Origin of the sequence: Streptomyces sp. NPDC047085, from assembly GCF_040643735.1 — a bacterium.
GTDB lineage: Bacteria > Actinomycetota > Actinomycetes > Streptomycetales > Streptomycetaceae > Streptomyces.
This window is the reverse complement of record NZ_JBEYUW010000010.1, coordinates 275,961-300,237: the sequence shown is the minus strand read 5'-3', so window position 1 is coordinate 300,237 and position 24,277 is coordinate 275,961. Positions and strand designations below refer to the sequence as shown.

The window sequence follows — 24,277 nt, the reverse complement described above, 5'->3', positions numbered from 1 at the left end:
TCAGGGCCACTGCCGCGGCGAGCACATCGCCCTCCAGGCGCTGCACCCGGACGTCCTGTGCCTCGGCCAGCCCCGCGCCGGCCAGGACGTCGGCAACGCGCTGCAGGTAGGGCTGGACCTGCCGGGCGCGCAGTTCGGTGGCGGCGCTGCCAAGGCGGTGCGCTGTACCGCGGTCGGATAGCCGAGACGGGTGGCGGCCTCCTCAGGGGTCACGTCCGGTTCGTCCTGCAGCAGGTCGGCGATCCGCTCCCCGCGCAGCCAGGGCAGCGCACGGGCGGCCGCGGCGTAGGACAGGCCGACGCGCTCCTGGACGGTTGCGAGGGTCACCGTCGGGTCCTCGTCGAGCAGGTCGCCGACCCGGGCGGAGATCTCGTCGCGCGGCACCATGTCCCCGCTGCCTTTCGGGCGGCCCTTGGGTCCGGCGTCTGCACGGGCGTCCTTGCCAGTGCGGAAGGCCTGCACGATGCCCCGCGGGCGGTGTTCCACGCCCTTGCCCGTGGTCGGGTGGGCGGCGATCTGGGGGCGCAAAGTCGCCGCCGAGGCCGGCCGCTACCGGCTTGCGGAGACGTTCAATCGTTAGCCAGCCCCGGGGTGCTCAGTCTTGCCAGCGTCTGTCTCGCCTGGCCGCGCCAGGCGGCATTCAGGCTGGTGTCGTGGGCGAGTTCCCCCAGCAGACCGGTTCCCCGGGGGTCACCTCGGTCGGCGAGCGCCGTGGCCGCCTCCACTCGGTAGGAGCTGTCAAGGCTGGTGTCGTGGGCGAGAGCGCACAGGAGGTCGGTGCCGCGAGAGTCGCCCAGATCGACCAGTGTCTCGGCCGCCCACACCCGGATGAAGCTGTCGCTGGTGTCGTTCGCGAGGCCGCACAACCCGACCGACCGAATTTGTCCAATGCGACGAGGAAGCCAAACGCCTGGTAGGCCAGAACCGCAGCCGCCGTGAGCAGAGCGAATAACGTGAGGACCCAGCCGACCGCGACGATCACGGCCACCGGCACGGCCACCTCTGCGATGAAGCGCAGGCCGGCCGCGATCAGAAGCCCGGTGAGCAGCACCGCGCCCACGGTCACCGTGACGCCGCGCGGCCACGCCCGCACCGACGCCGCAGCGCGTCGGCGCGCTCGCTCGCAATCCGCACGTGGCGGTTCAGCTCAAATCGTCGAGGGCTCCGCTTCACGCCTCCCGGCATGCCCGAACGCGCCGCGCGAAAACCGACATGCGCCGCAAGGACGGTACTTGCCGTACACATCGACCGGGCGGACGGTGTCACAGCACAACGCGTGACGCGGGGTACTGACGGGAAGCCAGGCCAGCAGGCGCAAGACGCCGGTGGGCTAGATGATCAGGGCGAAGCGCCGGCCATCTCCGGCGGTCGTGCTGATCGGAGCTCTCCGGCGTGCCGGGCAGCTACCAACAACGCGGCAGCTTCCCGCCCGTGACCTCGGCCTGCGCCAGTCCGCGGTGACGCCGCTGGTCGGCCGGCTCACCGCTGCCGGGCTCGTGGCCAAGAGTGCCCACCCCCAGGAACACCGTGCCGTCGTACTGCAGCTGACGCACGCGGGCGCGGCGGCACTGCGCAACGCCGGACCAGAAATCGACCGGTTCAACGCGGAAATGCGCGATCTCCTCGGCGACGACGGCTTCACCCATGCCGCGGCCGCGCTGCACAAGCTCGCGCACTGGCACGTCTAGCCACGTCGGGGATCGTGCATCTGGAGTTGCGTCGGATCGAAAGCGGGTAGGCGAACGTTCGCGTCGCGGTGCGCACCACTGTGGCTCTCCCCTTGTGCGGCGGCGTTCTCCGAATCGATCTTGGTACGGATAGGCTCGGTGGACATGGCACGGGTTGCGGTAGTGGGTGTGGGGGCGGTGGGCGGCGTTGTGGCCGCGGGGCTGATGGCGACCGGCCGGGCGGAGGTGACCGCTTGCGTGCGTGCGCCGCTGGGCGGGTTGCGCATCGTACGGCCCGACGGGTCGGCTCTGGAGGCGTCTGTTCCTGAGGTCACCGACCCCACCGAGGTATCGGCGGTGGAGTGGGTGGTGCTGGCGACCAAGGCCTACCAGACGGCCGCAGCGGGGCCGTGGCTCAGACGACTGTGCGGTGCGGGCACCCGGGTCGTGGTGCTGCAGAACGGCGTGGAGCACCGTGAGCGCGTGGCGCCGCTGGTCGGCGCCGCCCGCGTCCTTCCGGCCGTGGTGGAGATCTCGGCCGAGTCGCAGCGCCGCGGCCACGTCCGGCTGTTCGACTGGCCACGGCTCACCGTCCCGGGCGGCGATGACGGAGCCGACTTCGCGGCCCTGTGCCAGGGCAGCGGCATAGAGGTCACGTCAACCGGCGACTTTGTCACCGCTGCCTGGGCGAAACTGTGCCTGAACGCGGCGAACGGTGCCGTTACCGCGCTGACGATGCAACGGATGCCGGTCTTCGCCAGTCCGCGCATCGCCCAGTTGGGACGCGCGCTGGTGGAGGAGGCGCGGCAGGTCGCCGCAGCGTCGGGCGCACGCCTTCCCGAGGATCTGGCCGACCAGGTCATCGCCCGATTGCGAGCGATGCCGCCCGAGTCCGGTAGCAGCATGCTGTGGGACCGCCTGGCAGGTCGTGAGATGGAGTACGACGCCCGCAACGGCGCGGTGGTGCGCGCCGGTGCCCGACTGGGCATCCCCACCCCGTACAACGAGACTGTCACCGCGCTACTGGAAGCCGTGAGTACACCGGGGAACGCTTCATAGTGTGACCCTGCCCTGAGCATCTCCCTCAGGTGGGCCGGGTCGGTGCCGTGGTACCGGAGCGCTCCCGAACGGAAAATCGAACATGCGAGTGCGGCGCCGGGGCGGCGCCGACCGGGTCGGGCCCGGCTCCGCAGGACAACGAGGCATCTCGCCCTGCCCTCAAAGGGCGCCCACCGCGACTCGCCCCGTCGGCCCCTCCCCGTGGACGCCGGCGTGGGGAGACGTCGCGATGGTCTGCAGGTGGTCGATGGCTGTCTGCACCGCGTCTTTCAGTGGAGCGATGTCCCGCGCGGCCTGGGCGAGGAGCATGCCGCCCTGGAAGGGGCAAGGAGCGAATTGGCCCCGTCACGTGGCGACGGAGGCTCGTTCGCGGGCTGCTCGGACGGCGGCGGTGAGGCTGGTGAGGTCATAGGCGCCGTGGTGTCTGCGGCCGTTGATGAAGAAGGTGGGGGTGCCGGCCACGCTGCTGAGGTCGGCTGACTCGACGTGCTCGGCGATGCGGGCCGCGCCGGTGTGAGCGCGCATGTCTCGCTCGAAGCGCTCGGTGTCCAGGCCGATAGCGGCCGCGTGGGCGTGCAGGTCTTCGATGCGGAGGGCTTGTTGATGGCTCAGCAGCAGGTCGTGCATCTCCCAGAAGCGGCCCTGGCGTGCGGCTGCTTCGGCGGCTTCGGCTGCGAGTTGGGCGTGGATGTGCACGTCGGTCAGGGGGAGGTGGCGCCATACGTAGCGCAGGTCTCCGAAGTCGGCGAGGAGTTCGCGGACCACGGGCTCGGCCTGCCCGCAGTAGGGGCATTCGTAGTCGCCGTACTCCACGACGGTGACCGCGGCGTGGTGAGGCCCTCGGATGTGATCGTGGTGGTCTACGGGAACGGCCAGGTCGACGATCGTCTCCGCCTTCCCGAGCACGGACCTAAGGCGCAACGCAGGCGGCAGAATGCCGATCGCCGCGGTGACGAGCCGGGCTGCCAGGAAGGAGCAGACGAGTGTGGCGAGGATGCCGAGCTTGGCCTCGTTGAGGCGTGCACCGTGGAAGGCGAGGGTCGCGATGAGCAGGGAAACGGTGAACCCGACCCCGCACAGCGCGCCGCCGGCGGTTGCCGCGCCCCAGCCGACCGGGAGGCGCAGCCGCCCGCGGGAGGCGAGCGTGGTGAGCGCACAGGCCCCGACGATGCCCAGCGGCTTGCCCAGGACGTAGGCGATGAGGATCCCGAGGGTGACGGGCGAGGTGAAGGCTCGTGCCAGTTGGTCGCTGCTGATCTCGATGCCGGCATTGGCGAGGGCGAACAGCGGGACCACCGCGTAGCTGGTCCAGGGGTGGTAGATGCGTTGCAGGCGGTCGTTGGGAGAGATCGCCGAGGCGATGCCGACGCGGACGGACCGCTCCAGTTCCGGGGTGGGCTGCTCGCGGAACAGCCGGAACAGGCCGCTCGCGTGTTCCAGGTCGGCGCGCGAGGCAGGGTAGGCGTAGGTGAGCAGCCCCAGGGCGAGACCGATCACCACCGGATCCACACCCGACTCGAGCAGGGCGACCCACGCGACGACGCCCAGAAGGGCGTACACGCTGCCGTGGCGTACGCCGAGTCGCAGGCCGAGCAGGACGAGTGCGAGGGTGCCGATGGCCACGACGAGTGCGGGCGCGGCGATGCGGTCGCTGTAGGCGAAGGCGATGACGCCGAGGGCGAGGAAGTCGTCGACCACGCTCAGCAGGAGAATGAACACCCGCAGTCCGGGCGGCATGCCGCGGCCCGCGACGGCCAGCACGCCCAGGGCGAACGCGGTGTCGGTGGACATCGCCGCACCCCAGCCCTGCTCGCTGCCGTGTCCGGCGTTGACGGCAAGGTAGAGGGCGATGGGCACGATCATGCCGCTGAGCCCCGCGACGAGCGGCAGCGTGAGCCGCTTGCGCTCACGCAGTTCGCCCATGTCGAACTCCCGGCGTGCCTCCAGACCGACGACGAAGAAGAAGAACGTCATCAGGCCGCTGTTGACCCACTCCCGCAGGCCGAGCGAGATCCCGTACGTGCCGAAGCGGACAGACAGGCGGGTGTCCCAGAACGACGTGTATGCCGCGGGTGCCGCGTTGGCCCAGAGGAGTGCGGCGAGCGCGGCGGCGACCAGGACGGCGGCACCGGCGGTCTCGGTGCGCAAGAAGGCACGCAGCGGGGAAGGCGATCCGCTGCTGCACAGCGTCTGGCCTGTGTAGGCCTCTGGTTCAGGGGACATGGGGCAGATTCTCGTTCGAGGCGTGGCTGACCGGTGTGCGGGCGGAGAGCCGGTGCGTCGGCTGTGGGGCGTTTGGCAGGCTGGCGGGCTCGTGGGCATGGCAGCGGCAACGGCCACGTTGGCGGGGGCCGTCATAGGCCAGGCCCGAGCGCTGAAGCATACGGCCAGGGACCCACCGTGCGTCACGCTCCCCGAGCTTGGCCTACGCCAGCGTCGGGAGACGTCGCGAAGGTCTGCAGGTGGTCGATGGCTGCCTGCAACGCGTCTTTCAGTGGAGCGATGTCCCGCGCGACCTGGGCGAGGAGCATGCCGCCCTGGAAGGCAGCGAGGAGGAGATTGGCCAGTTGCGTGGGATCTGCCTCAGCGCTGATGCGGCCGAGTTGCTGCATGCGCTCGATTCCCTCGCGGAAGATCCCCCTCCACTGGTCGAACGCACTGGCGAGCTCGTCGTGGACGTCGAGGTCCGTCTTGATGATCTCGCTCGCCAGGGAGCCGAGGGTGCAGCCCTCCTGGTAGGCGCGCTCGTAGCCGACGTAGAAATCCGCCCACGCCCGGAGCGCGTCGAGAGTGTCGAAGCCGGCGAATCGCTCGTCGCGGTGGAAGGTGAGGACGCGTTCGGCCTGCCAGGCGATCACGGCCAGGACGAGACTCTCCTTGCTCGGGAAGTAGTGGTTGAGCTGCGATCCGCTGACGCCGGCGGCGCGACGGAGCTGCTCGTTGTTCGTCGCGTGGACTCCGTTTGTGTAGATCAGTTCGGCGGCGTGCTCCAGGATGCGGGCCCGCGTGGCCTGCCCCATTGACGTGAGCTTGTGAGGCGCCGGAGCTGCCGTAGTGGTGGTCATGCCTTAACGATAACCCCGGATTGGGCTTGACAGCCCAGAACGAGGGGTGTTCACTCTCGGAAGTGGGCCGGACAGCCCAAAAAATGCCCGGGGTGCGCAGCCACAACAGGGACTGGACCTCCGAAGCAGCAGGAACCGTCCTGGGTCGGCGCTTACCCCCTCACACCTTCATGGAAGTTGATTCGCCATGTCACGACTGAACGCTCCCTCCCCCGATGACGTCCCCGACGGCGCGAAGGGAATCCTCGACAACATCGGTGCGCAGTTCGGCTTCGTCCCGAACATGTTCGCCACTCTCGCGTCGAACCCGACCGTCCTCGACGTCGTCATGACGCTGCAGGGCAGCTTGAGCCGAGTTCTGGACGCGAAGACGCGGCACACCATCGCGCTCGCCGTCTCGCAGGCCAACGGCTGCGACTACTGCCTGGCGGTACACACCTACGTGTCGTCCAAGCTCGGCGGCATGTCGAGCGACGACATCGACCTGGCCCGGGCCGGGAGCTCGGTCGATCCCAAGCGCGCCGCGGTCGCTCGTTTCGCTCAGCAGGTGGTGGACAGTCGCGGCCAGGTGAGCGACGCCGACCTCGCGGCTGTGCGAGGCGCCGGGTACACCGACCCGCAGATCCTGGCGATCGTCACGGTGGCGGTGCAGGTCCTGCTGACCAACTTCATCAACAACGTCAACCAGACCGACATCGACATCCCCGCCGTCAGCCCGGCCGGCACGCCCGGCTGATCGCCGGGACCCCCGTCAAGGCCGCGCGCACAGCCGGCAAACCCCTCGGCACACCAGCACGATCATCCGGAAGGTTCGCCATGCCAGGCTCCGAGCTCTATGAGACGTTCATGGCACTGCACACCCGCGACGGCGGCCTCGTCATGCCGAACGCCTGGGACGGCCTCTCGGCACTGATGCTGGCCGATGCCGGTTTCGAGGCGATCGCTACGTCGTCGGCGGCACTCGCCGCCACGCTCGGCCGGGCCGACGGTCGTCACGAAGTCACCCTCGACGAGCACCTCGCGCATGCGCGGCTGTTCGGCCGGCTCACCGGGCTGCCCGTCAACGGAGACTTCGAGGACGGCTACGGCGACACCCCTGCAGACGTCGCGGCGACCGTGGAAGCCGCCGTCGCCTCCGGCCTGGCCGGTATCGGGATCGAAGACACCTCACGCGATCCCGATCAACCGATCCGCGACTTCGACGAGGCAGTCAACCGCGTACGCGCCGCCGTCGAGGCGGCCAAGGGGCGCATCGTCGTCACCGGCCGCACCGACAACTTCATCCAGGGCCGGCCCGATCTCGATGACACCATCCGGCGTCTGACGGCCTTCGCCGAGGCCGGCGCGGATGTGCTCTACGCCCCTTACCCACCCGACCTCGACGCACTCGTCGCGATCGTCACCGCCGTTGCGCCGACACCGGTCAACGTCCTCATCTCGCCGGCGGACAAGGTGCTGACCGTCGCTGAACTGCAGCAGGCCGGGGTCAAGCGCATCAGCCTGGGTCCCGCGCTCTACACCCACGCCATGGAGGCACTCCAGCAGGCCACCAAGGCTCTCGTCGCCGGCGACCTCACCACCGCGACGACAGGAATCAGCTTCGAGCGCATCAACGACCTGCTCGCCCGCGGCACGAACTAGCCCTGACCCGAACCACCGCTTCTCACCCGCTCATCACAAGAAGAAGGCAGATCGACATGAACCTCGACCAGCTCATGAACAAGCACCTCACCAGGTACTTCGACCCCAGCAAGACCATTCCGGAGGAAACCCTTCAGCAGCTGCTGAAGTTCCTGCGCTCCACGCCGTCATCGGTGAACGTCCAGCCGAACCACTTCTACGTTCTCGCCACGCCCGAAGGCAAGGAGCGGCTCGCCAACAACCTGGGCGAGCGATTCCGGGACAACGCCGAGAAGATCCTGAACGCGTCGCACACCATCATCCTCACCACCCGGGCCGATCTGCCCGACACCCACCTGGAGGCGGTGTTCGACAAGGAGAGGGCCGACGGCCGGTTCCCCGACCCGGCGAAGCAGGAGCTATGGGAATCCATGACCCGGGACTTCCTCAACCTGCGCACCTACGGCTACAAGGACCTGAACCACTGGATGGAGAAGCAGACCTACATGGCGGTGGGTCTGACCATGATGGCGGCCGCCGAGCTCGGCGTCGAGGCCACGCCGCTGGAGGGGTTCGACCCGACCAGTGTCGACAAGGCCTTCAAGATCCGCGAGGGCGGACACAGCACGACGGTGCTGCTGGCCCTCGGCTACCCGGACCCGGAGAGGGTGTACACCACCCCGATCTCCCGTTTCGACGCCGACCAGCTGTTCACCTTCGTCTAAGACCCATTCGGAAACCAAAACCCACCACTCATACGAGGAAGAGGCATTTTCGATGAAAGCCATTGTGGTCACCGACCAGGCCGCGGGAATGGCCGGGATGACGCTGACGGAGCGGCCCGAGCCGCTCGCGGCGATCAACGACGTCATCGTTCAGATCCATGCATCGGGCTTCGTCCCCACAGAGATGGAGTGGCCGTCGACCTGGGCCGATCGCGCCGGCCGTGACAAGACACCGTCGATCCCCGGCCACGAGCTGGCCGGAGTGGTCACCGCCCTCGGCTACGGCACGACGGGGCTCTCGGTCGGGCAGCGGGTGTTCGGCATCGCCGACTGGCACCGCGACGGCACCCTCGCCCAGTACGTGGCGATCGAAGCACGCAACCTCGCACCGCTGCCCGGCGACGTCGACTTCACGGTAGGCGCGTCCCTGCCGATCTCAGGCCTGACTGCGTGGCAGGGGCTGTTCCAGCACGGCCGCCTCCAGGCCGGCCAGACCGTCCTCGCCCATGGCGCAGCCGGGGCAGTCGGGACGATGGTCACCCAGCTCGCACGTGAAGCCGGCGCCTACGTCATCGGCACCGGACGCGCCGCAGACCGCGAGAAGGCACTCGACTTCGGCGCGCACGAGTTCATCGGCCTCGAGAACGACACGCTCAAAGACATCGGCGGCGTCGACCTGGTCTTCGACGTCATCGGCGGCGACGTGCAAAAGCAGTCCGCCGCCCTGATCAAGCCCGGCGGAACCCTGGTGTCCGTCGTCGGCCCGGTCGAAGCACGTCCCGCTGACGGCCTGGCCATCGACTTCGTCGTCGAAGCCGATCGCGCCCAACTCGGTGAGATCGTACAGCGGGTGCGCGACGGACGGCTGCGGACCAACATCGGTGACATCGCGAGCCTCGACGACGCCATCGGCGCCCTCAACCCGACCACGCGACGCCGCGGCAAGACGATCATCCGCGTCCTGCCGTAGACGGCCGTGGCGGAGATCAAGACCATGACCTGCCCGTCGGTCGGTGGCCGTCCAGTGCCGGCCACCGACCGGCGCCAAGGACCCGAAACGACACACGCCAGGCACTCGAACCGACCCAGGAGTTGATCACCTTGGACGGACAGGAACTGCAGAAGCTCGCACGCGACCACACCGCGGAACTGCCCGGCACCGACCAGGAGCATCGTTTCGACCCCGACTGGGAGCTCCACAAGGTAGGCGGCAAGGTCTTCATGCTCATGACCGACATGCCGGGACGCCCCGTCGTGATCCTCAAAGCCGTCCCGGACGACGCCACAGCCCTGCGCAAGCAGTACGCAGACATCACCCCCGGCTACCACATGAACAAAAGGCACTGGATCACCATGGAAGGCGGAGACACCATCGACGCCAAGCTGGTCAAGGAACTCGTCACCGACTCCTACCGTCTCGTGGCCGGCGCGCTTCGCAAGGCCAAGCAACCCATGGATCCACACACCCACAACCGCCACGCCTGACCCCCGCCACGCCCATCCTGCGACCAGCGTCGCAGCCCGCATATGGAGCCCCCATGCGCGTGTTCGTCACCGGCGCCAGCGGCAGCATCGGCTCAGTTGCCGTTCCCGAGCTCATCGCCGCCGGTCACGAGGTCCTCGGCCTCGTCCGCTCCGATACCGCGGCTACGGCCGTCACCGCCGCCGGCGGGACGCCGCTGCGCGGCGACCTCACCGACCTCGACAGCCTCCGCGCCGGAGCCGCGCAGGCCGACGGCGTCATCAACCTGGCCTTCAGCAACGACTGGAACAACCTGGAAGCGGGCATCGACGAGGAAACACGCGCCGTGCACACCCTCGCGGCCGCACTCGCAGGCAGCGGCAAGCCGTTCGTGCATGCCGGCCTCACGCCGATGATGCCAGGCCACACCTCCACAGAGGACGACCCCGACACCACCGACGGTCCGGTCGGTGGCCGCGGCCGCACTTCCGAGATGGTGCTGACCCTGGCCGACCAGGGCATCCGCTCCTCTGTCGTGCGGCTGCCGCGCTCCGTGCACCAACGCGGGTCGCAATACGGCTTCTGCTCCGTCCTCATCGCCGCCGCGCAGAAAACCGGCGTGTCAGCGTACGTCGGTGACGGCACACAGCGATGGCCAGCGGTCAACCGGCTTGATGCCGCCCGGCTGTTCCGCATCGCACTCGAGGACGCCGCGCCGGGCACGGTCCTGCACGCGGTAGCCGACGAGGGCGACACCATGAGGACACTGGCCGAGGCTATCGGCGGCGTTCTCGCGGTACCGGTCGAGTCAGTGGCGTCTGAGCGCTTCGGCGTCATCGGCCGCGTGTTCGCCCTCGACATGCCATCGTCGAGTGCGCTGACCCGGGAACGGTTCGGCTGGCAGCCCACCCACCCGAGCCTGATCGACGACCTCGCTGCCGGCGGCTACCCCGCCCTGGGTTGAAATCCTCGGGATGCCGCCGCGAGCCGCCAGCATCGCCGGCGAGCGCGGCCTTGAGGCGGTGTGTTTCGCCGACACCCGCGGCTCCCAGGTCGAGATCGTGCAGAACATTGACCGGTCCCTGCGCCCGAACCGCGAAGGTGCGGCCAGAACCGCCAGAACCCTCGTGCCCGCCTTCCTACAGCCCGGCGAGGCCCTTCTCTTCTGGGGTAAGTACTGGTGCGTGGCCGCGGGCCGGTCTCGGCTTGTTGCCGTGTCCCACTTGCTCTTCGGGATGGTCTCCTGCCTGGAGGCGGGGTTTGCGTCGCGGACAGCAGTCTCGCGCGCGTGGTCGGTCAGGCACCCGGAGCGATCGCACAAGCCGAGACACAGACCCAGGTGCCCTTACGCTTCTGGTACGCGTCCGTGTACAGAGAGCCTTTTCCAACCTCACATGCCAGCCCAGGCAGTTGGGGTGACAGGTAGATGAAACCCCTGGTAGGTGGGTTTTCGACCAAGAGAACCGTCTCCACCAGAGGCTTCGCATGCTTGTCTACCCGTCCGGCGTCGACGTGTCCAGCTCTGCCCTGCGCTTCCTCGCCGCCCGCCTGAGGGAACACCGCCGCGCTCTCGGAACCCGATGGCGACGCCTGAATGCAGGGCGACAGGCCCTGCTCACCCTCGCCCACCTGCGCAACGGCCAGCCCTACGCCCAGCTTGCGGCCGGATTCGGGATCGGCACCACCACCGCCTCCCGGTACATCACTGAGGCCGTCAACCTCCTGGCCGCCCTCGCCCCCGCCCTCACCGAAGCCGCACGAGCGGCGGCCACGAAGGCGTACGTGATCCTGGACGGGACGCTCCTGCCCATCGACCGAATCGCCGCCGACCGCCCCTTCTACTCGGGCAAACACAAGCAGCGAAGAAGCGCGGCATGAACGTGCAGGTCATTGCCGATCCGCAGGGGCGTCTGATATGGGCTTCACCAGCCTTGGCCGGCGCCGTCCACGACGTCCGTGCCGCGCGCAAGCACGGCGTCATCGAGGCACTCGCCGAGGCCGGCATCACCTGCTGGGCAGACAAGGGCTACCAGGGCGCAGGCGGCACGGTCCGTCTCCCTTACCGCGGCCGATGGGACAGCCTCTCCGCCGGCCAGCAGGCTGTCAACCGGTCCCACGCAAAGATCCGCGCACTGGTCGAGCAGGCCGTCGCCACCCTCGAGTCCTGGCGCCTCCTCCGCAACTCCGCTGCTCGACGACCAGGATCACGAGCCTCGTCCAAGCCGTGCTGGTCCTCCAGCTCGTCGCCTCGGGCTGAGGTCAACCCGCAGCATTCACCAGGTCCGTCAATTCGGCCTCGGTCGTCCCCGCCCGCAGGCGAACGTCGAAGGTGTAACCCTCATCGCAGAACACCACGCCAAGGTCCACCGGTGTCAGCCTGCGAAAGACGATCGCCAACCAGATCGCGTCCTCCTCCGAGACGTCCATGTACAGGCAGGCACCGTCCTCGTACAGATACGCCTCACCTGGGCCGTTCTCGGTCTTGAACTGCCATATGAGGCTGCGCACTTCGCTGCGGTGCATCGAGTCGATCTCGACCCCAGACCACCGGGCACGGATCGCGTCTGTCAGCGCATCCCGATCGATGTGCCATCCGCCCACATCACCCTCGACCACCGCCAAGAACGTCATAGCCAGGGTCTACCAGATGTCCGTGACACAGCGCCGATCGGCTGTCGCCCGAAGTTGGAATGGGCTCAGAGCCTCCTGATCCACTCCATTGGTGCCGTCCAGGATGAGGAACTCGTTCGGGTCATGGTGGTGCAGCGCGTCGAGCAGGGTGGGAGCGTGATCGGCCAGGACGTCGACCGCCTCGGTCACATACCGGCCGGCGGTGGCGGTGGAGACGCCGAACCCGACTCCCACCTGCTGCAGTGTCTCGTTCTTGCGCAGGTGCACCAGCACGAGGACGGCTTGCTGGAAGAAGCTCAGCCGCCGCCAGCGCGAGCGTAGTTCGCGCCTTCGGGCGTAGATGAGACAGGAGACGTACTCGACGACCTCATGTGGGACGTCGAGCATGGCTCGATACGGGACCAACAGGGCTCCTCTATCCGGGCGTTGATGAGTGAAACCGCCTGCCGAACGACCAGGAGCCCTGCCACGTCACGAACCCCCACCAGCCCTTCTCCATCAGCCCCGATCCTCAGGACGAGAAGGGTTTCACTGAGGCGGCACGCCGGGGGCCAGGTGGATCTGCCGCTGGTCAGCGTGGCCTCCACGGCGGGCGGGGCGCTGCGAGAGCCATCGTGCCCGGGGTCCTGCCGAACTCGACTGGTACTACGTACGACGCACTATCGTATAACGTAGTAGTCGGGAGGGAATGAAGGAGGTGCCTGATGCCGCGTCAACGGGACCGTGTCGGATGGGCGGAACCCGCGTTGCTGATCCTGGCCAGCCTGGCCGACGGCCCCAAGCACGGCTACGCGATCACCAAGGATGTCGAGGAACAGACGTCCATCAGGCTGGGGCCGGGCACGTTGTATGCCGCCATCGCGCGGCTGGAGGAAAGCGGCCTGATCGCGCCGCTGGACGAGGACGAGCGCCGACGGCCCTACCGCATCACCGCGGAAGGCCAGACCGTGCTCGACGACAGGCTCCGGGCGATGGCTCGCTTCGCACGCACCGGGTTGACCCGACTGGGGGTGGCAAACGCGTGATCAACATGGCGGCCCGGGTGGCCTTGCGGTCATACCCTCCCTCGTTCCGGGAGCGCTACGGTTGCGAGCTTGAAGCACTGGTCGAGGACACCGGCGCCGGCCCGAGCATCGTCGCGGACCTTCTTGTCGGCGCGATGCGGGCGTGGCTTCACCCGGTGATGCCCGAAGAGTCCGCCGAACGGCGCCGGCGCCGCATGCAGGCAAGCGTCGCCACCACCTGGGTCACCTGGTGCGCCGCACTGTATGCCCTGCCGATGCTGGGCTTCATCCTGTCCGAGGAACCCGGGCTGGCTCCGGCCCTGGTGCGCCGACTGCTCGACGTTGCTCAGTACGCCATGTACGGCGCTGGGCTCATCCTGCTGGCTGGCGCCCTCGCCCTCCTCGCGGAAACCTCCAGAACCGGCAACCGGGCCGCGTGGCGCCCGCTGGTGGCTCTTGCCCCGACGCTACCCACGTGGCTGATCGCGCCGTTCCTCCTGGCATACGCCTCCATCGACCCGATCTCCTATTGGGTCGGAGCCTTGGCGGTGCTTGGGCCGGCAGCGTTCCTCATCACCATGGCGGTGGCACCGGCCGTCGCCGTCACCCGGTTCCGACCATCTGCCAAGGTCTTGCGACTGCTTGCCCTGTCCGGGGTTGCGGTGGCGTTCGCCGTGACGACGACAGGCATCGCCTGCGGCGCGGCGTTGGCCATGAATACCGATGACGCGGCCCGGCTGGTCATGATGCCCATACTCACCGTCACCGTTGCCGCTTCCACAGCAGCTCTGATCAGCTCCAGTCGCGGTGCCAAGGCCGCACTCCATGGGGAGCACCCGGTGGATCTTGGTGGTGACGTGTGAGTGAGGCTGCGATGCTCCCGCTCCAGGGCGTGCTACGAGTCCTTTTCACTTTCTGGCCTGAGACGCCATCCGCGCCTATCGTTCACGGGATCGTCAGGGGTCTGACGCTTTCCGGACTGACCGATACGGGACCAACAGGGCTCCTGTGTCCGGGCGTTGATGAGTGAGATCACCAACCGACCGACCAGGAGCCCTGCCGCGTCACGCCTCCACCAGCCCATCCTCATCAGCCTTGAACCACAGGATGAGAAGGGTTCAGTGACAACCATCGCGCTTTGGCTCAGTCACAGGTTGCCGCTGCTCATCTTTTCCTTCAGCTTCAGAATCCGAAATCGATGTAGTCGATGTCGCTAATGGCAACATCTGAGAGTCCCATGGCTCGGGTGCCGCCGTCCTGGAAATACACTTCTTTGAATCCGTCGGCGACGATCTGCCGCATCTGCTGGTCGCTGGCGCCTGCGTCGCGGGCGTCGAACAAGCGGCGGGCGTACTCGGCGGAGAGGTGCACGGTCAGGCGGCGGAACCGGCCGTCGTCGGTGCTGCCGACCGGCGCGGTGTAGCCGAACCGGGCCCGCGTCTCCACCGTGATTCCCGTCGTCGCGGCGGCCTGCCGCTGCCGGCGCCTGCGGACCCGGGGCTGCTGTCGGCCAGGTCGCGGCCCGCTCCTGCCCCCCTCTCCCAAGCCTTCTCCACACGCAATAGCGACGAGGGAAAGAGCCGCAGATAGGCAATCATCGCGCTTGCGCGACGCCATGTGAACGTCCTGCGGGCCCTGATACGCGACGGTCGCACCTTCGAGACCACCCCGCCGCCGCCCCCGGCAGCACTCGGCTGAGACGCTCACACCCTGTCCTCGACGCCAGTTGACAACTTCATTGGGAATCAGCAGGTCGGGTTGCCGGGTGGGGTCAGTGCCGTGCGTGCGGCCGCGTCCAGGGTCCGGAGTGGGCAGGCGGGGGTGTCAGGTGGCGGTGGTCTACGGCGTCTCCTGATCGCGCTGGTAGGCGGCGAGGAGGAAGAGCCAGATCTCGCTGACGGTGGGGAAGGGGGCGATCGCGTGCCTGAGCCGCTTGAGCGGGATCTCGCCGGCGACTGCGATGGTGGCCGAGTGCAGGAGCTCGCTGACGCCGGGGCCGACGAAGGTCACTCCGAGGAGGACTTCCCGGTCGAGGTCGACGACCAGCCGGGCGTGGCCCTGGTAGCCGTCGGCGTAGAGGTTGGCGCCCTGGGCGGCGTTGAAGTCGAGGTCGACGGTCTTGATGCGGTACCCGGCGCGCTCGGCCTGGTCGGCGCTCAGGCCTACGGCGGCCGCCTGGGGGTCGCTGAAGAAGACCTGGGGTACGGCGTGCTGGTCGGCAGTGGTGGCGTGGTCGCCCCAGGGCGTGTCGTCCAGCGGGCGCCGATGGCGTCGCCTGCGGTCCGGGCTTGGTATTTGCCCTGGTGGGTGAGCAGGGCACGGTGATTGACGTCGCCGAGGGCGTACAGCCAGTCGCCGTCGGCGCCCTGTACCAGGCAGGTGGTGTCCACCTCCAGCCAGGAGCCGGGGGTCAGGCCGACCGTGTCCAGGCCGATGTCGTCGGTAGCCGGGGTGCGGCCGGTGGCGACCAGGACCTCGTCGGCCTGAAGCTCGCCGCCGTCGTCGAGGGTGAGGGTGACCGGTCCCTGCGGGTCCGGGCGGCGCAGGGCGGTTACCTGGACGCCGATCCGCACGTCCGCGCCCGCCTCGCTCAGTCCCTGGGCGACCAGTTCGCCGGCGAAGGGTTCCATGCGGGGGATCAATCGGCGGCGGGCCAGCAGGGTGACCTGGGCGCCGAGGCCCTGCCAGAGAGTGGCCATCTCGATGGCGACTCCGCCGCCGCCGATGATGGCGAGGCGGGCGGGCACGGTGCTGGAGTCGGTGCCGTGCCGGTTCGTCCAGGGACGGGCCTCGGCGATGCCTGGGATGTCGGGCAACGCCGGTCGGCTGCCGGTGGCGATGGCCACCGCGTGCCGAGCCGCGAGAGTCTGTCGGGCGCCGTCGTCACGGGTGACGCTGACGCGTCGGGGCCCGTCGAGACGGCCGTGGCCACGGAAGAGGTCAGCTCCGATGGACTTGAGGAACAGAGCCTGTCGTGAGTCGTCCCAGTCGGAGACATAGCGGTTGCGGCGGGCGAAGACGCCCTCGGTGTCGATCCGGCCGGTGACGGCCTGCCGGGCGCCGTCCACGCGGCGTGCGTCGGCGACCGCGAGGACCGGCCGCAGCAGCGCCTTGCTGGGCACGCACGCCCAGTACGCGCATTCACCGCCGACCAGTTCCCGTTCCACGACCGCTACGGAGAGGCCAGCGGCACGGGCGCGGTCGGCGACGTTCGCACCGGCCGGGCCCGCGCCCAGCACGACCACGTCGTAAGGCACGTCTGTGGGGGTTTCGTGCGGTTCGCTCATGTTCTTCCTCGCAATCCTGGAAGTGCCTGACGACGGTCGAGGCGGTGCTGAGGCCGCCCCTCGGGCCTGGTCGGGCCTGGTCGCGGATGCCGGGGGGCTCGTCGGCCAGGCCGGGGCGCGTCGGTCAGCCGTGGGTGTGCGGGCTGACGACCGGCCATTCGTTGTCGGTATCGGCGAGGACGTTGAAGTGGTTCGTGAGGATGTTCAACGCCGGATTGCCCACGACCTCGGCGATCTCGGCGTCGGTGACGCCCGCGGCCCGGGCAGCCTTGAGCTGCGTCTCGCCGATGTGGCCGCGGCCGCGGGCGTCGGACAGGGCCGGCAGCGCGGCCGCGTGCGGGCCGGCGGACTCCGCGTGGCGGGCACGCTCCAGATCCTCGGCGTCGACCTCGGCGACATGCGCCCCTATGCAGGTGTGGGCGGAGAGGCAGTAGGTGCAATTGTTGTACTCCGCGGTGTCGATCGCCAGCCGTTCCCGGACCGGGGCCGGGATCATGGTCCCCGGTCCGCCGCGGGGGCAGCATGCTCGCGGCGATCACCCACGAGTAGCCGGACACCATCACCAAGACCGGCGGCCGGCCCGTCTACCCATGGCCGAGCGGGATGTTCGCCTCGGAGAACCACAGGTCACACTGGGCCGGCTCGCCCGGCCGATACGTCGTCCGGGGCACCGGGACCACCGGCAAACACGCCGGTCCGAGCTCACACACAACACGTTCCTTGAGGAATCGTCCTCCCCCGCTGCCGGCCGATCCGCTCCACAATCACTGTCGCCGGCATCGTCGGCGTCTCCCGCAAAAGCTTGCGGATCTGCACCCTGACCGCGTCCACCGCCGAGCCCTTCAGCGAACGCTCGTACTTCGGAGCGGTCGGCGCAGACCACGGTCTGCGGCCGGCCCTGCGGGACCTGTGGTCCGATGTCGCATCAAAGGTATGCCACACCGTAGTTGGCGGCCCACTCATGCTTCAGGTCATCCTCGTTCGCGTGCCCGAACGTGTACGCGGGAGAGTCCACCCGCAGCACCCGGTCCACCCTGATCAGTACGGCCTGGTGGCACGGGTAGATGGGATCGCCGTGGGTGTTCAGCACCCACTGGCGGGACCAGTCGTACACCGGGTCACCTTTCCCGCGGATCTCGGCTGTTCCCTTGAAGCGGTACCCCCGCCGGAGCAGGAAGTCGATCACGTTGACCTCCACCCGCGGATTGTGCCGCAGGTTCTCCACCGTATTGGGCGAGGCCATGTTCATGAATACCAGGTGATCGTCGTCGTAGACGCGCACGGACCCCTTCGGGGAGAGGTTCGGAGAGCCGTCCTCGCAGACCGTCGCAACGAACGCCAGCTTGGCGCTGGTGACGATCTGCCGCATGTCCTCAGTGATCATTCCCATCGCTCGTCAACCCTTCCTGCCACGTCTGCGTGCTCCGCCCTCCTGGCCGTCACGACGCAGCCTTTTTCGAGTGCCACAACAGGCCGATGGCCTGGTCCGGCCGATGCCCCGGCTCTCGCTCTGCGCTGTCGCGCGGGCTTCCCGATCGCGCTGGACGCCCCCGGGCCGACCGCCTGATGTGCGCCGCGCCTGGTGGGTACGGCCGCGCACGGGGCCGTACCGGGTCCGGCGGGTGCCATGACGCGGTGTCAGGGCCGGACGACACTGGCGTCGTGGATGCGCTCAGGTGAGCACGATCTTCTTGCCGCCGGCCTGCCCGGCGGACACCCGGGCGAAAGCGGCCGGCCCCTCACTCAACGGGAGCGCTTCCACGTTCTGCTTCAGCTTCCCTTCCACAACCGCCTCCGCCAGATGGGCTAGCTGAGCGGCATCAGGTCGGACGTAGAGGTCCGTGCTGGTGATACCACGCTCTCCCTCTGGCGCGTCCGAGGTCAGCGACACCAGACGCCCATCGTCCCGCACCAGCGACAGCGCGGCCTGCGCCGTACCACCAGCAGCGATCAGCGCACCATCGAACCCACCACGAACCCGACCCGCCCAATCCGAGTCGTGGTAGTCGACGACCTCCAACGCACCCAGACCACGCAGGCGCTCAGCAGCCGAAGCGGACGCCGTCACCGTCACCTCGATCCCCCGAGCAGCAGCAATTTGCAACGCCAGCACACCGGTCGCCCCACCACCATTGGTGATCAGAAGCCGTTGCCCCTGGCTGAGCCCCAGCGCCTCCAGCGACTGGTACGCCGTGAGCCCGGCAACCGGCAGCGCCCCCGCCTGCACCGGATCCAGCCCCGCCGGGCAGAACGCAGCACTGGCCGCAGTGATCAGTACCCGCTCAGCCCAGAAGCCGCTGCCACCGGGCAACGGGGCCTCATGCGCAAGCACCCGGTCGCCGACAGCGAAGCCCTCGACGTCGGGACCCACAGCCACAACCCGGCCCACGCCCTCTACACCCAGCGCCGCCGGCGGACGCAGCCCCACATCCCAGCCCGCACCGTTCAGCAACCGATCCCACGGACCGACACCGGCCGCCTCCACCTCCAGCTGAAGCTGACCAGCACCAGGAGCCGGCGGCTCAGGCACCTCCAGGAGGACGACGTCCGCATCGGGTCAGGACACTCCGCTTGCCTTCATGGTTATCCCTTCAGTCGGTCCGGCCGACGGTAGGTACAGGCCGGCCGTCATATCTTCAGTCTGGGGTTTCGGCGCTCAACCGGGCGTGCCGACCGAGCCGGCGGAGGGGATGTCGATGTCGGTCTCGTTGACGTTGTTGAGAAAATTGGTCAGCAGGGCCTGCACTGCGACCGTGACGATCGCCAAGATCTGCGGGTCGGTGTAGCCGGCGCCGCGCACAGCCGCGAGGTCTGCGTCGCTGACTCGCCCGCGGCTCTCGACCACCCGTTGAGCGAAGCGAGCGGCTGCGGCGCGCTTGGGGTCGACCGAGCTCCCGGCGCGAGCCAGGTCGATGTCGTCGCTCGACATTCCGCTGAGTTCGGACGATACGTACGTGTGAATCGCCAGGCAGTAAGCGCAACCGTTGGCCTCCGAGACCGCGAGCGCGATGGTGTGCCGCGTCTTCGCGTCCAGAACGCGACTCATGGTGCTCTGCAGCGTCACGACGGCGTCAAGAACGGTCGGGTTCGACGCGATGGTCTTGAACATGTTCGGGACGAAGCCGAGCTGTCCGCCGATGTTGTCGAGGATGCCTTGCGCTCCCGCGGGGACATCGTCGGAAGAGGGAACGTTCAGTCGTGACATAGCGAATCAACCTTCGGTAGGCGTGCGAGTAGTCGCCGAGCCCAGGTCAGGCCGGGCATTTTTTGGGCTTGTCAGCCCACTTCTCAGAGCTAACACCGCCCAAGACTGGGCTGTCAAGCCCACCCTGCGGTATCGTGCGACGTATGGAAGCCACGACACGAGCTCGGGTGCCTCGCAAGCTCACGGACAAGGGCCAGGCGACGCGTACCCGGATCCTGGAGCATGCCGCGGAACTCATCTACACGAAGGGTGTCCACGCGACGAACAACGAGCAGCTCCGTCGCGCGGCCGGCGTCAGTGGGTCACAGCTCAACCACTACTTCCCGACCAAGGAGAGTCTCGTCCTGGCGGTCATCGCATGGCAGGCCGATCGCGTCCTCGCATTCCATCGCAGTGAGCGATTCGCCTCCTTCCACGATCTCGACGCTTTTCGGGAGTGGGCGGATTTCTACGTCGGCTACGAGCGCGCCTACCAGGAAGGCTGCAGCCTCGGCTCCCTCGCGAGCGAGATCATCAAGACTGACCTTGACGTTCACGATGAGCTCGCAAGTGCGTTCGATCAGTGGCGGGACATCTTCCGCGAGGGGCTCCGGCACATGCAGCAACTCGGCCGCATCAGCACTGACGCGGATCCGACGCAGCTGGCCAATCTACTTCTCTCCGCATTCCAGGGCGGCAGCCTCCTCGCTCAGGTCGCTCGGGACATCACCCCGCTGAAGGACGCGTTGCAGGCAGCCATCGACTACGTGCAGACCTTCGTGAGGTCTCCCGAAGTCGACGTACTGCAGGTTCGCTAGCCGACGACGGTCTGAGACGGCCCATCGAACGCGAGAAGGGTCGTCTCCTCGACGGCGGACCCATGCGGCAGTCGGGCATCCGACTCATGAGGCGGGCGCGCGAGACCGTCGTGGTGCGTGCAGATCTCCGCGGTTGTGCGGCTTGTCGTTCAGCAAGGTCGCGGCCCCATCCGCGGCGACGTCCCGGGAGGCGGGTACGGCGCGTCTCCCGGGCTGAGGAACTGGTCACCCGGGCCGCGCTGTCCTTGGACAACGCCCGCCAGTACACTCGCGAACGCAGCACGGCCCTCGCCCTCCAGCGCAACCTGCTCCCGCACCGCTTGAGGGGCGGCGTCGCCGTCGAGGCGGCCGGGCGCTACTTGCCGGCCGACACGGACGCCGGTGTCGGAGGCGACTGGTTTGATGTGATCCCGCTGCCTTGTGCCCGGGTGGCCCTCGTCGTCGGTGATGTGGTCGGACGACGCCCCTGATCAGATCCCCGCGATTACGGGCGCGACCTGTGTGTACGCCGTCTACGACCCGGCCACCCGGCAGTGCACGATGGCACGGGCCGGGCACCCCCGCCCGCGATAGTCGACGCACAAGGCCAGGTCACCTTCCCCGACCTGCCCACCGGAGCCCCAGTGGAACTGCCCGAAGGAAGCCTGCTCGCGTTCTACACCGACGGCCTGGTCGAATCCCGTGACGACGACATCGAAGTCGGCATGCACCGCCTCGACACCGCCCTTGGAAGACTTGTGCTCCTCAGTGATGGAAACCGTGCCGACTCAGGCAACATCTGACGACGTCGCCTTGCTCCTCGCCCGGATCCACACACTCAAGCCGGCCCACATTGCCTCCTGGGACCTGCCCACCGAGCCGGCGGTCGTCAGCGCCGCCCGGCACCTGGCCGCCCATCAACTCAGCGAATGGGGACCTGGAGCAGCTCGTGCCCACCACGGAGTTGATCATCAGCGAACTGGTCACCAATGCTATCCACCACGGCGCCGGCCCGATCCGGCTACGGCTCATCCGGCTCTACCTTCTTCGTGGGGCTGCCCCAGCCATTCGTAGGGTTGTGGCGCCCAGGGGAGTCGGGTGTGGCTCTCATCCGGCTGCAGCGCATGGCTTTTGGTGCTTGGCCGCCCAACTCCCCACGACGACTCGGCCGCCGATTGGGAACTGCGAATAGGTCGCTGTGTAGAGCAATACCGGCGAGCTCGTCCGTGGTACGCACTGCACGCACGACGAGCTGGAGCACGGTGAGCCGTATATGGGCCGGGAACGACTGCGGCAAGACCCACCACCACTGCCTGGTCCTCGACAACCAGGGCGACACGCTGCTGTCGCGACGGGTGGCCAACGACGAGCCCGAGCTGCTGATGAAGCTCCTCGGTGACGTACTTGACCTTGCCGACGGCCGTGCCGTCACCTGGGCCTTGGACATGACCGGCGGCGAGCCAGCCCTGCTGATCGCGCTGCTGGTCAATCACGGCCAGGAGCTGGTCTATATCCCCGGCATCGCGGTCAACCGGGCCTCGGACAGCTATCGCGGCCAGGGCAAGACCGACGCCCGGGACGCCCGCGTTATCGCCGACCAGGCCAGGATGCGGCGTGACCTCCAGCCGATCCGCCCTGACGACGACGCCACCGTGGAACTGCGGCTGCTGACCGACCGCCGCGTCGACCTGGCGCCGAACGCACCCGCACCATCAATAGGCTCAGACCGCTGCTGACCAGCATCGCTGATCCTCCTGACGGGCTACCAGACCCCGGCTGCGATTCGGCGCACCGGTCAGCGTCGGCTGATCACCTGGCTGCGCAACCGCAAGGTCCGCGGAGCCGAAGCACTGGCGACGAAGGCCGTGGAAGCCGCCGAGCGGCAGCACACCGCGGTCGCGGGTGAAACGGCCATCGCGAAGATGGTGCTCACCTTCACGAAGGAGGTGACGGGCCTCAACGAGAAGATCTCCGAGACGGGCAAACTCATTGAGGGCCGGTTTCGCGAGCACGAACTCGCCGAGGTGATCCAGTCCCTGCCCGGCATCGGCAGATCTCGCTGACCAGGGAGCCGAGGCTGCAGCCTTCCTGGTAGGCGCGCTCGTAGCCGACGTAGAAATCCGCCCACTCCCGAAACGCGTCGAGATCGTCGAAGGAGGCGAATCGCTCACCGCGATGGAACGCGAGGACGCGATCGGCCTGCCGGGCGATCACGGCCAGGACCGGACTCTCCTTCGTCGGGAAGTAGTGGTTCAGCTGCGACCCGCTGAGGCCGACCCCGCGACGGAGCTGCGCATGCTCCAGGATCCGGGTACGCGTCGCCTGGCCCTTGTCCGTGAGCTTGCGAGGAACCCGTGTTCCCGTCGTGGCCTCCATACGGCGCACGATACCGCAGACTGGGCTTGACAGCCCAGTCTTGGGCGGTGTTACCTCTGAGAACTGGGTTGCCAAGCCCAAAAATGCTCGGCCTGACCTGGGCTCGGCGACTACTCGCACAGCTACCGGAGGTTGATCCGTTATGTCGCGACTGAATGCGCCCCCTCTCGACGACGCAGATGTGTCACCAGTGATCAACCGGCCTCGCCAGGGCACAACGCTCCGGCTGGCATTCTCGTCTGGGATCGTCTCCCTGGTGGCCTCGTTTGCCGCGTCGGCCGCACCGATCCCCCTGTTCAACACCTACCGGGCCGAGGACGGGTTCACCAACGCCGGCATCTCGCTGGCCTTCGTCACCTACTCCGTCGGCATTATCGCCGCACTGTTGGTGCTGGGACGGCTGTCCAATCATCTGGGCCGACGGCGCACCGCGATCGCCAGCCTCGGCCTGCTCCTGCTGGGCTGTCTGCTGCTGCTGAACGTGCACGACATCGGCACTCTGCTGGCCGGTCGGCTCCTGATGGGCGTCGGTACGGGGTTGGCCAGCAGCAGCCTCACCTCCTACATCGTCGACGCCGCGCCCACCAGGCCGGCATGGTTGGCCTCCGTCGCGTCCAGCCAGGGACCCATGCTCGGCCTCACCCTCGGCGCCATCGCCGCCGGCGCCCTGGTCCAGTTCGCCCCCTGGCCACGCGAGCTCATCTACCTGGTTTGCGCCGGTCTCCTCGTACTGTCTGCCGCACTCATCGTCGTCAGCCCGGAGACCGCGAAGCCGACGCCGGGCGCGTGGCGATCACTGCGGCCCCGGGTCCGCGTACCGGCTCGGGTCAGGCGTCTGCTCCCTGTCGCGGCCGTGGTGTTCGTGACCGCCTATGCGACCGGGGCTTTCTACCAGTCCTTCATGCCCGCACTGGTCGAAGATCAACTCCATACCCGCAGCCCGCTCATCCTCGGACTGGTGTTTGCCTGCTACATGGCCCCCAGCGTTCTCGGCGCTCCCATCGGCGGCCGGTTCACACCAGCGGCAGCCCAACGCATCGGCATGATCATCGTCCTGATCGGATGGATCGGCATCGTTACAGCCATCGCCATCGGCACACTGCCGTTGTTCATCGCTGCAACCATCGTCACCGGCGTCGGTCAGGGCATCGCCGTCAGCGCCGCCACCCGCGGCCTGCTGCACGGCAGCGCCCTGGCCGACCGGGCGCCGATCTTCAGCGCGGTCTACCTCCTCTGCTACAGCGGCGCCGCCTTGATCAGCCTCATCTTCGGTCAGCTCTCGAACGCCTTTTCACTACCACAGATCGCGCTCGGATACGGCGCCCTTGCTGTTATCGCCACCCTGTTCACGGTCCTCGCCGCACGCAACCCGCATACGGACCCGACCAGTCAACGGTGAG

The 24,277-nt window shown here is 68.2% G+C and carries 23 protein-coding genes and 5 pseudogenes; 15 read left to right on the top strand and 13 right to left on the bottom strand.

Features of this window, described 5'->3' with window-relative positions; genetic code table 11:
* A complete protein-coding gene (locus ABZ865_RS30270; RefSeq protein ID WP_361237160.1) occupies positions 1-528 on the bottom strand; it encodes a hypothetical protein in 528 nt (175 codons plus the stop codon).
* Between the two features lie 41 nt (positions 529-569).
* Positions 570-866 (bottom strand): HEAT repeat domain-containing protein, encoded by a 297-nt coding sequence (locus ABZ865_RS30265; protein WP_361237157.1) that lies wholly within the window; start codon positions 864-866, stop codon positions 570-572.
* A gap of 468 nt (positions 867-1,334) precedes the next feature.
* On the opposite strand from ABZ865_RS30265, the gene ABZ865_RS30260 reads away from it, so the two are divergent.
* Positions 1,335-1,688, top strand: a complete 354-nt coding sequence (locus tag ABZ865_RS30260; protein WP_361237154.1) for a MarR family transcriptional regulator — start codon at positions 1,335-1,337, stop codon at positions 1,686-1,688.
* 144 nt (positions 1,689-1,832) lie between these two features.
* Positions 1,833-2,726, top strand: coding sequence for a 2-dehydropantoate 2-reductase (locus tag ABZ865_RS30255; RefSeq protein ID WP_361237151.1), 894 nt, complete (start codon positions 1,833-1,835; stop codon positions 2,724-2,726).
* Between the two features lie 345 nt (positions 2,727-3,071).
* On the opposite strand, the gene nhaA is transcribed toward ABZ865_RS30255, so the two are convergent.
* Both nhaA and ABZ865_RS30245 read right to left on the bottom strand, forming a co-directional pair.
* Complete coding sequence (gene nhaA / locus ABZ865_RS30250) at positions 3,072-4,949, bottom strand: Na+/H+ antiporter NhaA (RefSeq protein WP_361237148.1); 1,878 nt, start codon at positions 4,947-4,949, stop codon at positions 3,072-3,074.
* A 182-nt stretch (positions 4,950-5,131) separates the two neighbouring features.
* A complete protein-coding gene (locus tag ABZ865_RS30245; RefSeq protein WP_361237145.1) occupies positions 5,132-5,791 on the bottom strand; it encodes a TetR family transcriptional regulator C-terminal domain-containing protein in 660 nt (219 codons plus the stop codon).
* A 187-nt stretch (positions 5,792-5,978) separates the two neighbouring features.
* Between ABZ865_RS30245 and ABZ865_RS30240 the strand changes: the two genes are divergently transcribed.
* The 7 genes and pseudogenes from ABZ865_RS30240 (at position 5,979) to ABZ865_RS30210 (ending at position 11,855) form a co-directional block, all read left to right on the top strand.
* On the top strand, positions 5,979-6,527 hold the full coding sequence (locus ABZ865_RS30240; protein WP_361237142.1) for a carboxymuconolactone decarboxylase family protein: 549 nt from the start codon (positions 5,979-5,981) through the stop codon (positions 6,525-6,527).
* 80 nt (positions 6,528-6,607) lie between these two features.
* On the top strand, positions 6,608-7,432 hold the full coding sequence (locus tag ABZ865_RS30235; protein ID WP_361237139.1) for an isocitrate lyase/phosphoenolpyruvate mutase family protein: 825 nt from the start codon (positions 6,608-6,610) through the stop codon (positions 7,430-7,432).
* Positions 7,433-7,488: 56 nt separating this feature from the next.
* A complete protein-coding gene (locus ABZ865_RS30230) occupies positions 7,489-8,136 on the top strand; it encodes a nitroreductase family protein (RefSeq protein ID WP_361237136.1) in 648 nt (215 codons plus the stop codon).
* Positions 8,137-8,188: 52 nt separating this feature from the next.
* Positions 8,189-9,106 carry an NADP-dependent oxidoreductase gene (locus ABZ865_RS30225; RefSeq protein ID WP_361237133.1) on the top strand — a complete coding sequence of 306 codons (918 nt, stop codon included), beginning with the start codon at positions 8,189-8,191 and terminating at the stop codon, positions 9,104-9,106.
* 131 nt (positions 9,107-9,237) lie between these two features.
* Positions 9,238-9,621, top strand: a complete 384-nt coding sequence (locus ABZ865_RS30220) for an MmcQ/YjbR family DNA-binding protein (protein ID WP_361237130.1) — start codon at positions 9,238-9,240, stop codon at positions 9,619-9,621.
* Between the two features lie 53 nt (positions 9,622-9,674).
* On the top strand, positions 9,675-10,562 hold the full coding sequence (locus ABZ865_RS30215) for an SDR family oxidoreductase (RefSeq protein WP_361237127.1): 888 nt from the start codon (positions 9,675-9,677) through the stop codon (positions 10,560-10,562).
* 521 nt (positions 10,563-11,083) lie between these two features.
* Positions 11,084-11,855, top strand: a pseudogene (locus ABZ865_RS30210) (IS5 family transposase).
* Between the two features lie 2 nt (positions 11,856-11,857).
* Here ABZ865_RS30210 and ABZ865_RS30205 read toward each other — a convergent pair.
* Together ABZ865_RS30205 and ABZ865_RS30200 are read right to left on the bottom strand one after the other, a co-directional pair.
* Positions 11,858-12,229, bottom strand: a complete 372-nt coding sequence (locus tag ABZ865_RS30205; protein WP_361237124.1) for a hypothetical protein — start codon at positions 12,227-12,229, stop codon at positions 11,858-11,860.
* A gap of 9 nt (positions 12,230-12,238) precedes the next feature.
* Positions 12,239-12,616 (bottom strand): transposase family protein, encoded by a 378-nt coding sequence (locus ABZ865_RS30200; RefSeq protein ID WP_361237122.1) that lies wholly within the window; start codon positions 12,614-12,616, stop codon positions 12,239-12,241.
* Positions 12,617-12,933: 317 nt separating this feature from the next.
* Here ABZ865_RS30200 and ABZ865_RS30195 point away from each other — a divergent pair, with 317 nt between their 5' ends.
* Both ABZ865_RS30195 and ABZ865_RS30190 read left to right on the top strand, forming a co-directional pair.
* The gene (locus ABZ865_RS30195; protein WP_361237119.1) at positions 12,934-13,254 is read left to right on the top strand and encodes a PadR family transcriptional regulator; all 321 of its coding nucleotides are present in this window, start codon (positions 12,934-12,936) and stop codon (positions 13,252-13,254) included.
* On the top strand, positions 13,251-14,096 hold the full coding sequence (locus ABZ865_RS30190; RefSeq protein WP_361237116.1) for a hypothetical protein: 846 nt from the start codon (positions 13,251-13,253) through the stop codon (positions 14,094-14,096). Before ABZ865_RS30195 ends, ABZ865_RS30190 begins: the two co-directional genes overlap by 4 nt.
* A gap of 319 nt (positions 14,097-14,415) precedes the next feature.
* On the opposite strand, the pseudogene ABZ865_RS30185 reads toward ABZ865_RS30190, so the two are convergent.
* The 6 genes and pseudogenes from ABZ865_RS30185 to ABZ865_RS30160 all read right to left on the bottom strand — a co-directional run.
* Positions 14,416-14,736 (bottom strand): annotated as a pseudogene (locus tag ABZ865_RS30185) (XRE family transcriptional regulator); the annotation flags it as partial.
* A 336-nt stretch (positions 14,737-15,072) separates the two neighbouring features.
* Positions 15,073-16,520: pseudogene (locus ABZ865_RS30180) on the bottom strand (NAD(P)/FAD-dependent oxidoreductase).
* 124 nt (positions 16,521-16,644) lie between these two features.
* Positions 16,645-17,016 (bottom strand): hypothetical protein, encoded by a 372-nt coding sequence (locus tag ABZ865_RS30175; RefSeq protein ID WP_361237113.1) that lies wholly within the window; start codon positions 17,014-17,016, stop codon positions 16,645-16,647.
* Between the two features lie 429 nt (positions 17,017-17,445).
* Positions 17,446-17,889, bottom strand: coding sequence for a pyridoxamine 5'-phosphate oxidase family protein (locus ABZ865_RS30170; RefSeq protein WP_361237110.1), 444 nt, complete (start codon positions 17,887-17,889; stop codon positions 17,446-17,448).
* A 303-nt stretch (positions 17,890-18,192) separates the two neighbouring features.
* Positions 18,193-19,050 (bottom strand): NADP-dependent oxidoreductase, encoded by an 858-nt coding sequence (locus ABZ865_RS30165; RefSeq protein ID WP_361237107.1) that lies wholly within the window; start codon positions 19,048-19,050, stop codon positions 18,193-18,195.
* Positions 19,051-19,176: 126 nt separating this feature from the next.
* A complete protein-coding gene (locus ABZ865_RS30160) occupies positions 19,177-19,725 on the bottom strand; it encodes a carboxymuconolactone decarboxylase family protein (RefSeq protein ID WP_361237104.1) in 549 nt (182 codons plus the stop codon).
* A gap of 143 nt (positions 19,726-19,868) precedes the next feature.
* Between ABZ865_RS30160 and ABZ865_RS30155 the strand changes: the two genes are divergently transcribed.
* The 3 genes and pseudogenes from ABZ865_RS30155 to ABZ865_RS30145 all read left to right on the top strand — a co-directional run.
* Positions 19,869-20,522, top strand: coding sequence for a TetR family transcriptional regulator C-terminal domain-containing protein (locus tag ABZ865_RS30155; RefSeq protein WP_361237101.1), 654 nt, complete (start codon positions 19,869-19,871; stop codon positions 20,520-20,522).
* A 212-nt stretch (positions 20,523-20,734) separates the two neighbouring features.
* Positions 20,735-21,693 (top strand): annotated as a pseudogene (locus ABZ865_RS30150) (PP2C family protein-serine/threonine phosphatase); the annotation flags it as partial.
* Positions 21,694-21,763: 70 nt separating this feature from the next.
* Positions 21,764-22,552: pseudogene (locus ABZ865_RS30145) on the top strand (IS110 family transposase); the annotation flags it as partial.
* On the opposite strand, the gene ABZ865_RS30140 reads toward ABZ865_RS30145, so the two are convergent.
* A complete protein-coding gene (locus ABZ865_RS30140) occupies positions 22,488-22,877 on the bottom strand; it encodes a hypothetical protein (protein ID WP_361237098.1) in 390 nt (129 codons plus the stop codon). The pseudogene ABZ865_RS30145 and the gene ABZ865_RS30140 sit on opposite strands and share 65 nt — an antisense overlap.
* 256 nt (positions 22,878-23,133) lie before the next feature.
* Here ABZ865_RS30140 and ABZ865_RS30135 point away from each other — a divergent pair, with 256 nt between their 5' ends.
* Positions 23,134-24,276 carry an MFS transporter gene (locus ABZ865_RS30135; protein WP_361237095.1) on the top strand — a complete coding sequence of 381 codons (1,143 nt, stop codon included), beginning with the start codon at positions 23,134-23,136 and terminating at the stop codon, positions 24,274-24,276.
* Position 24,277: the final 1 nt, after the last annotated feature.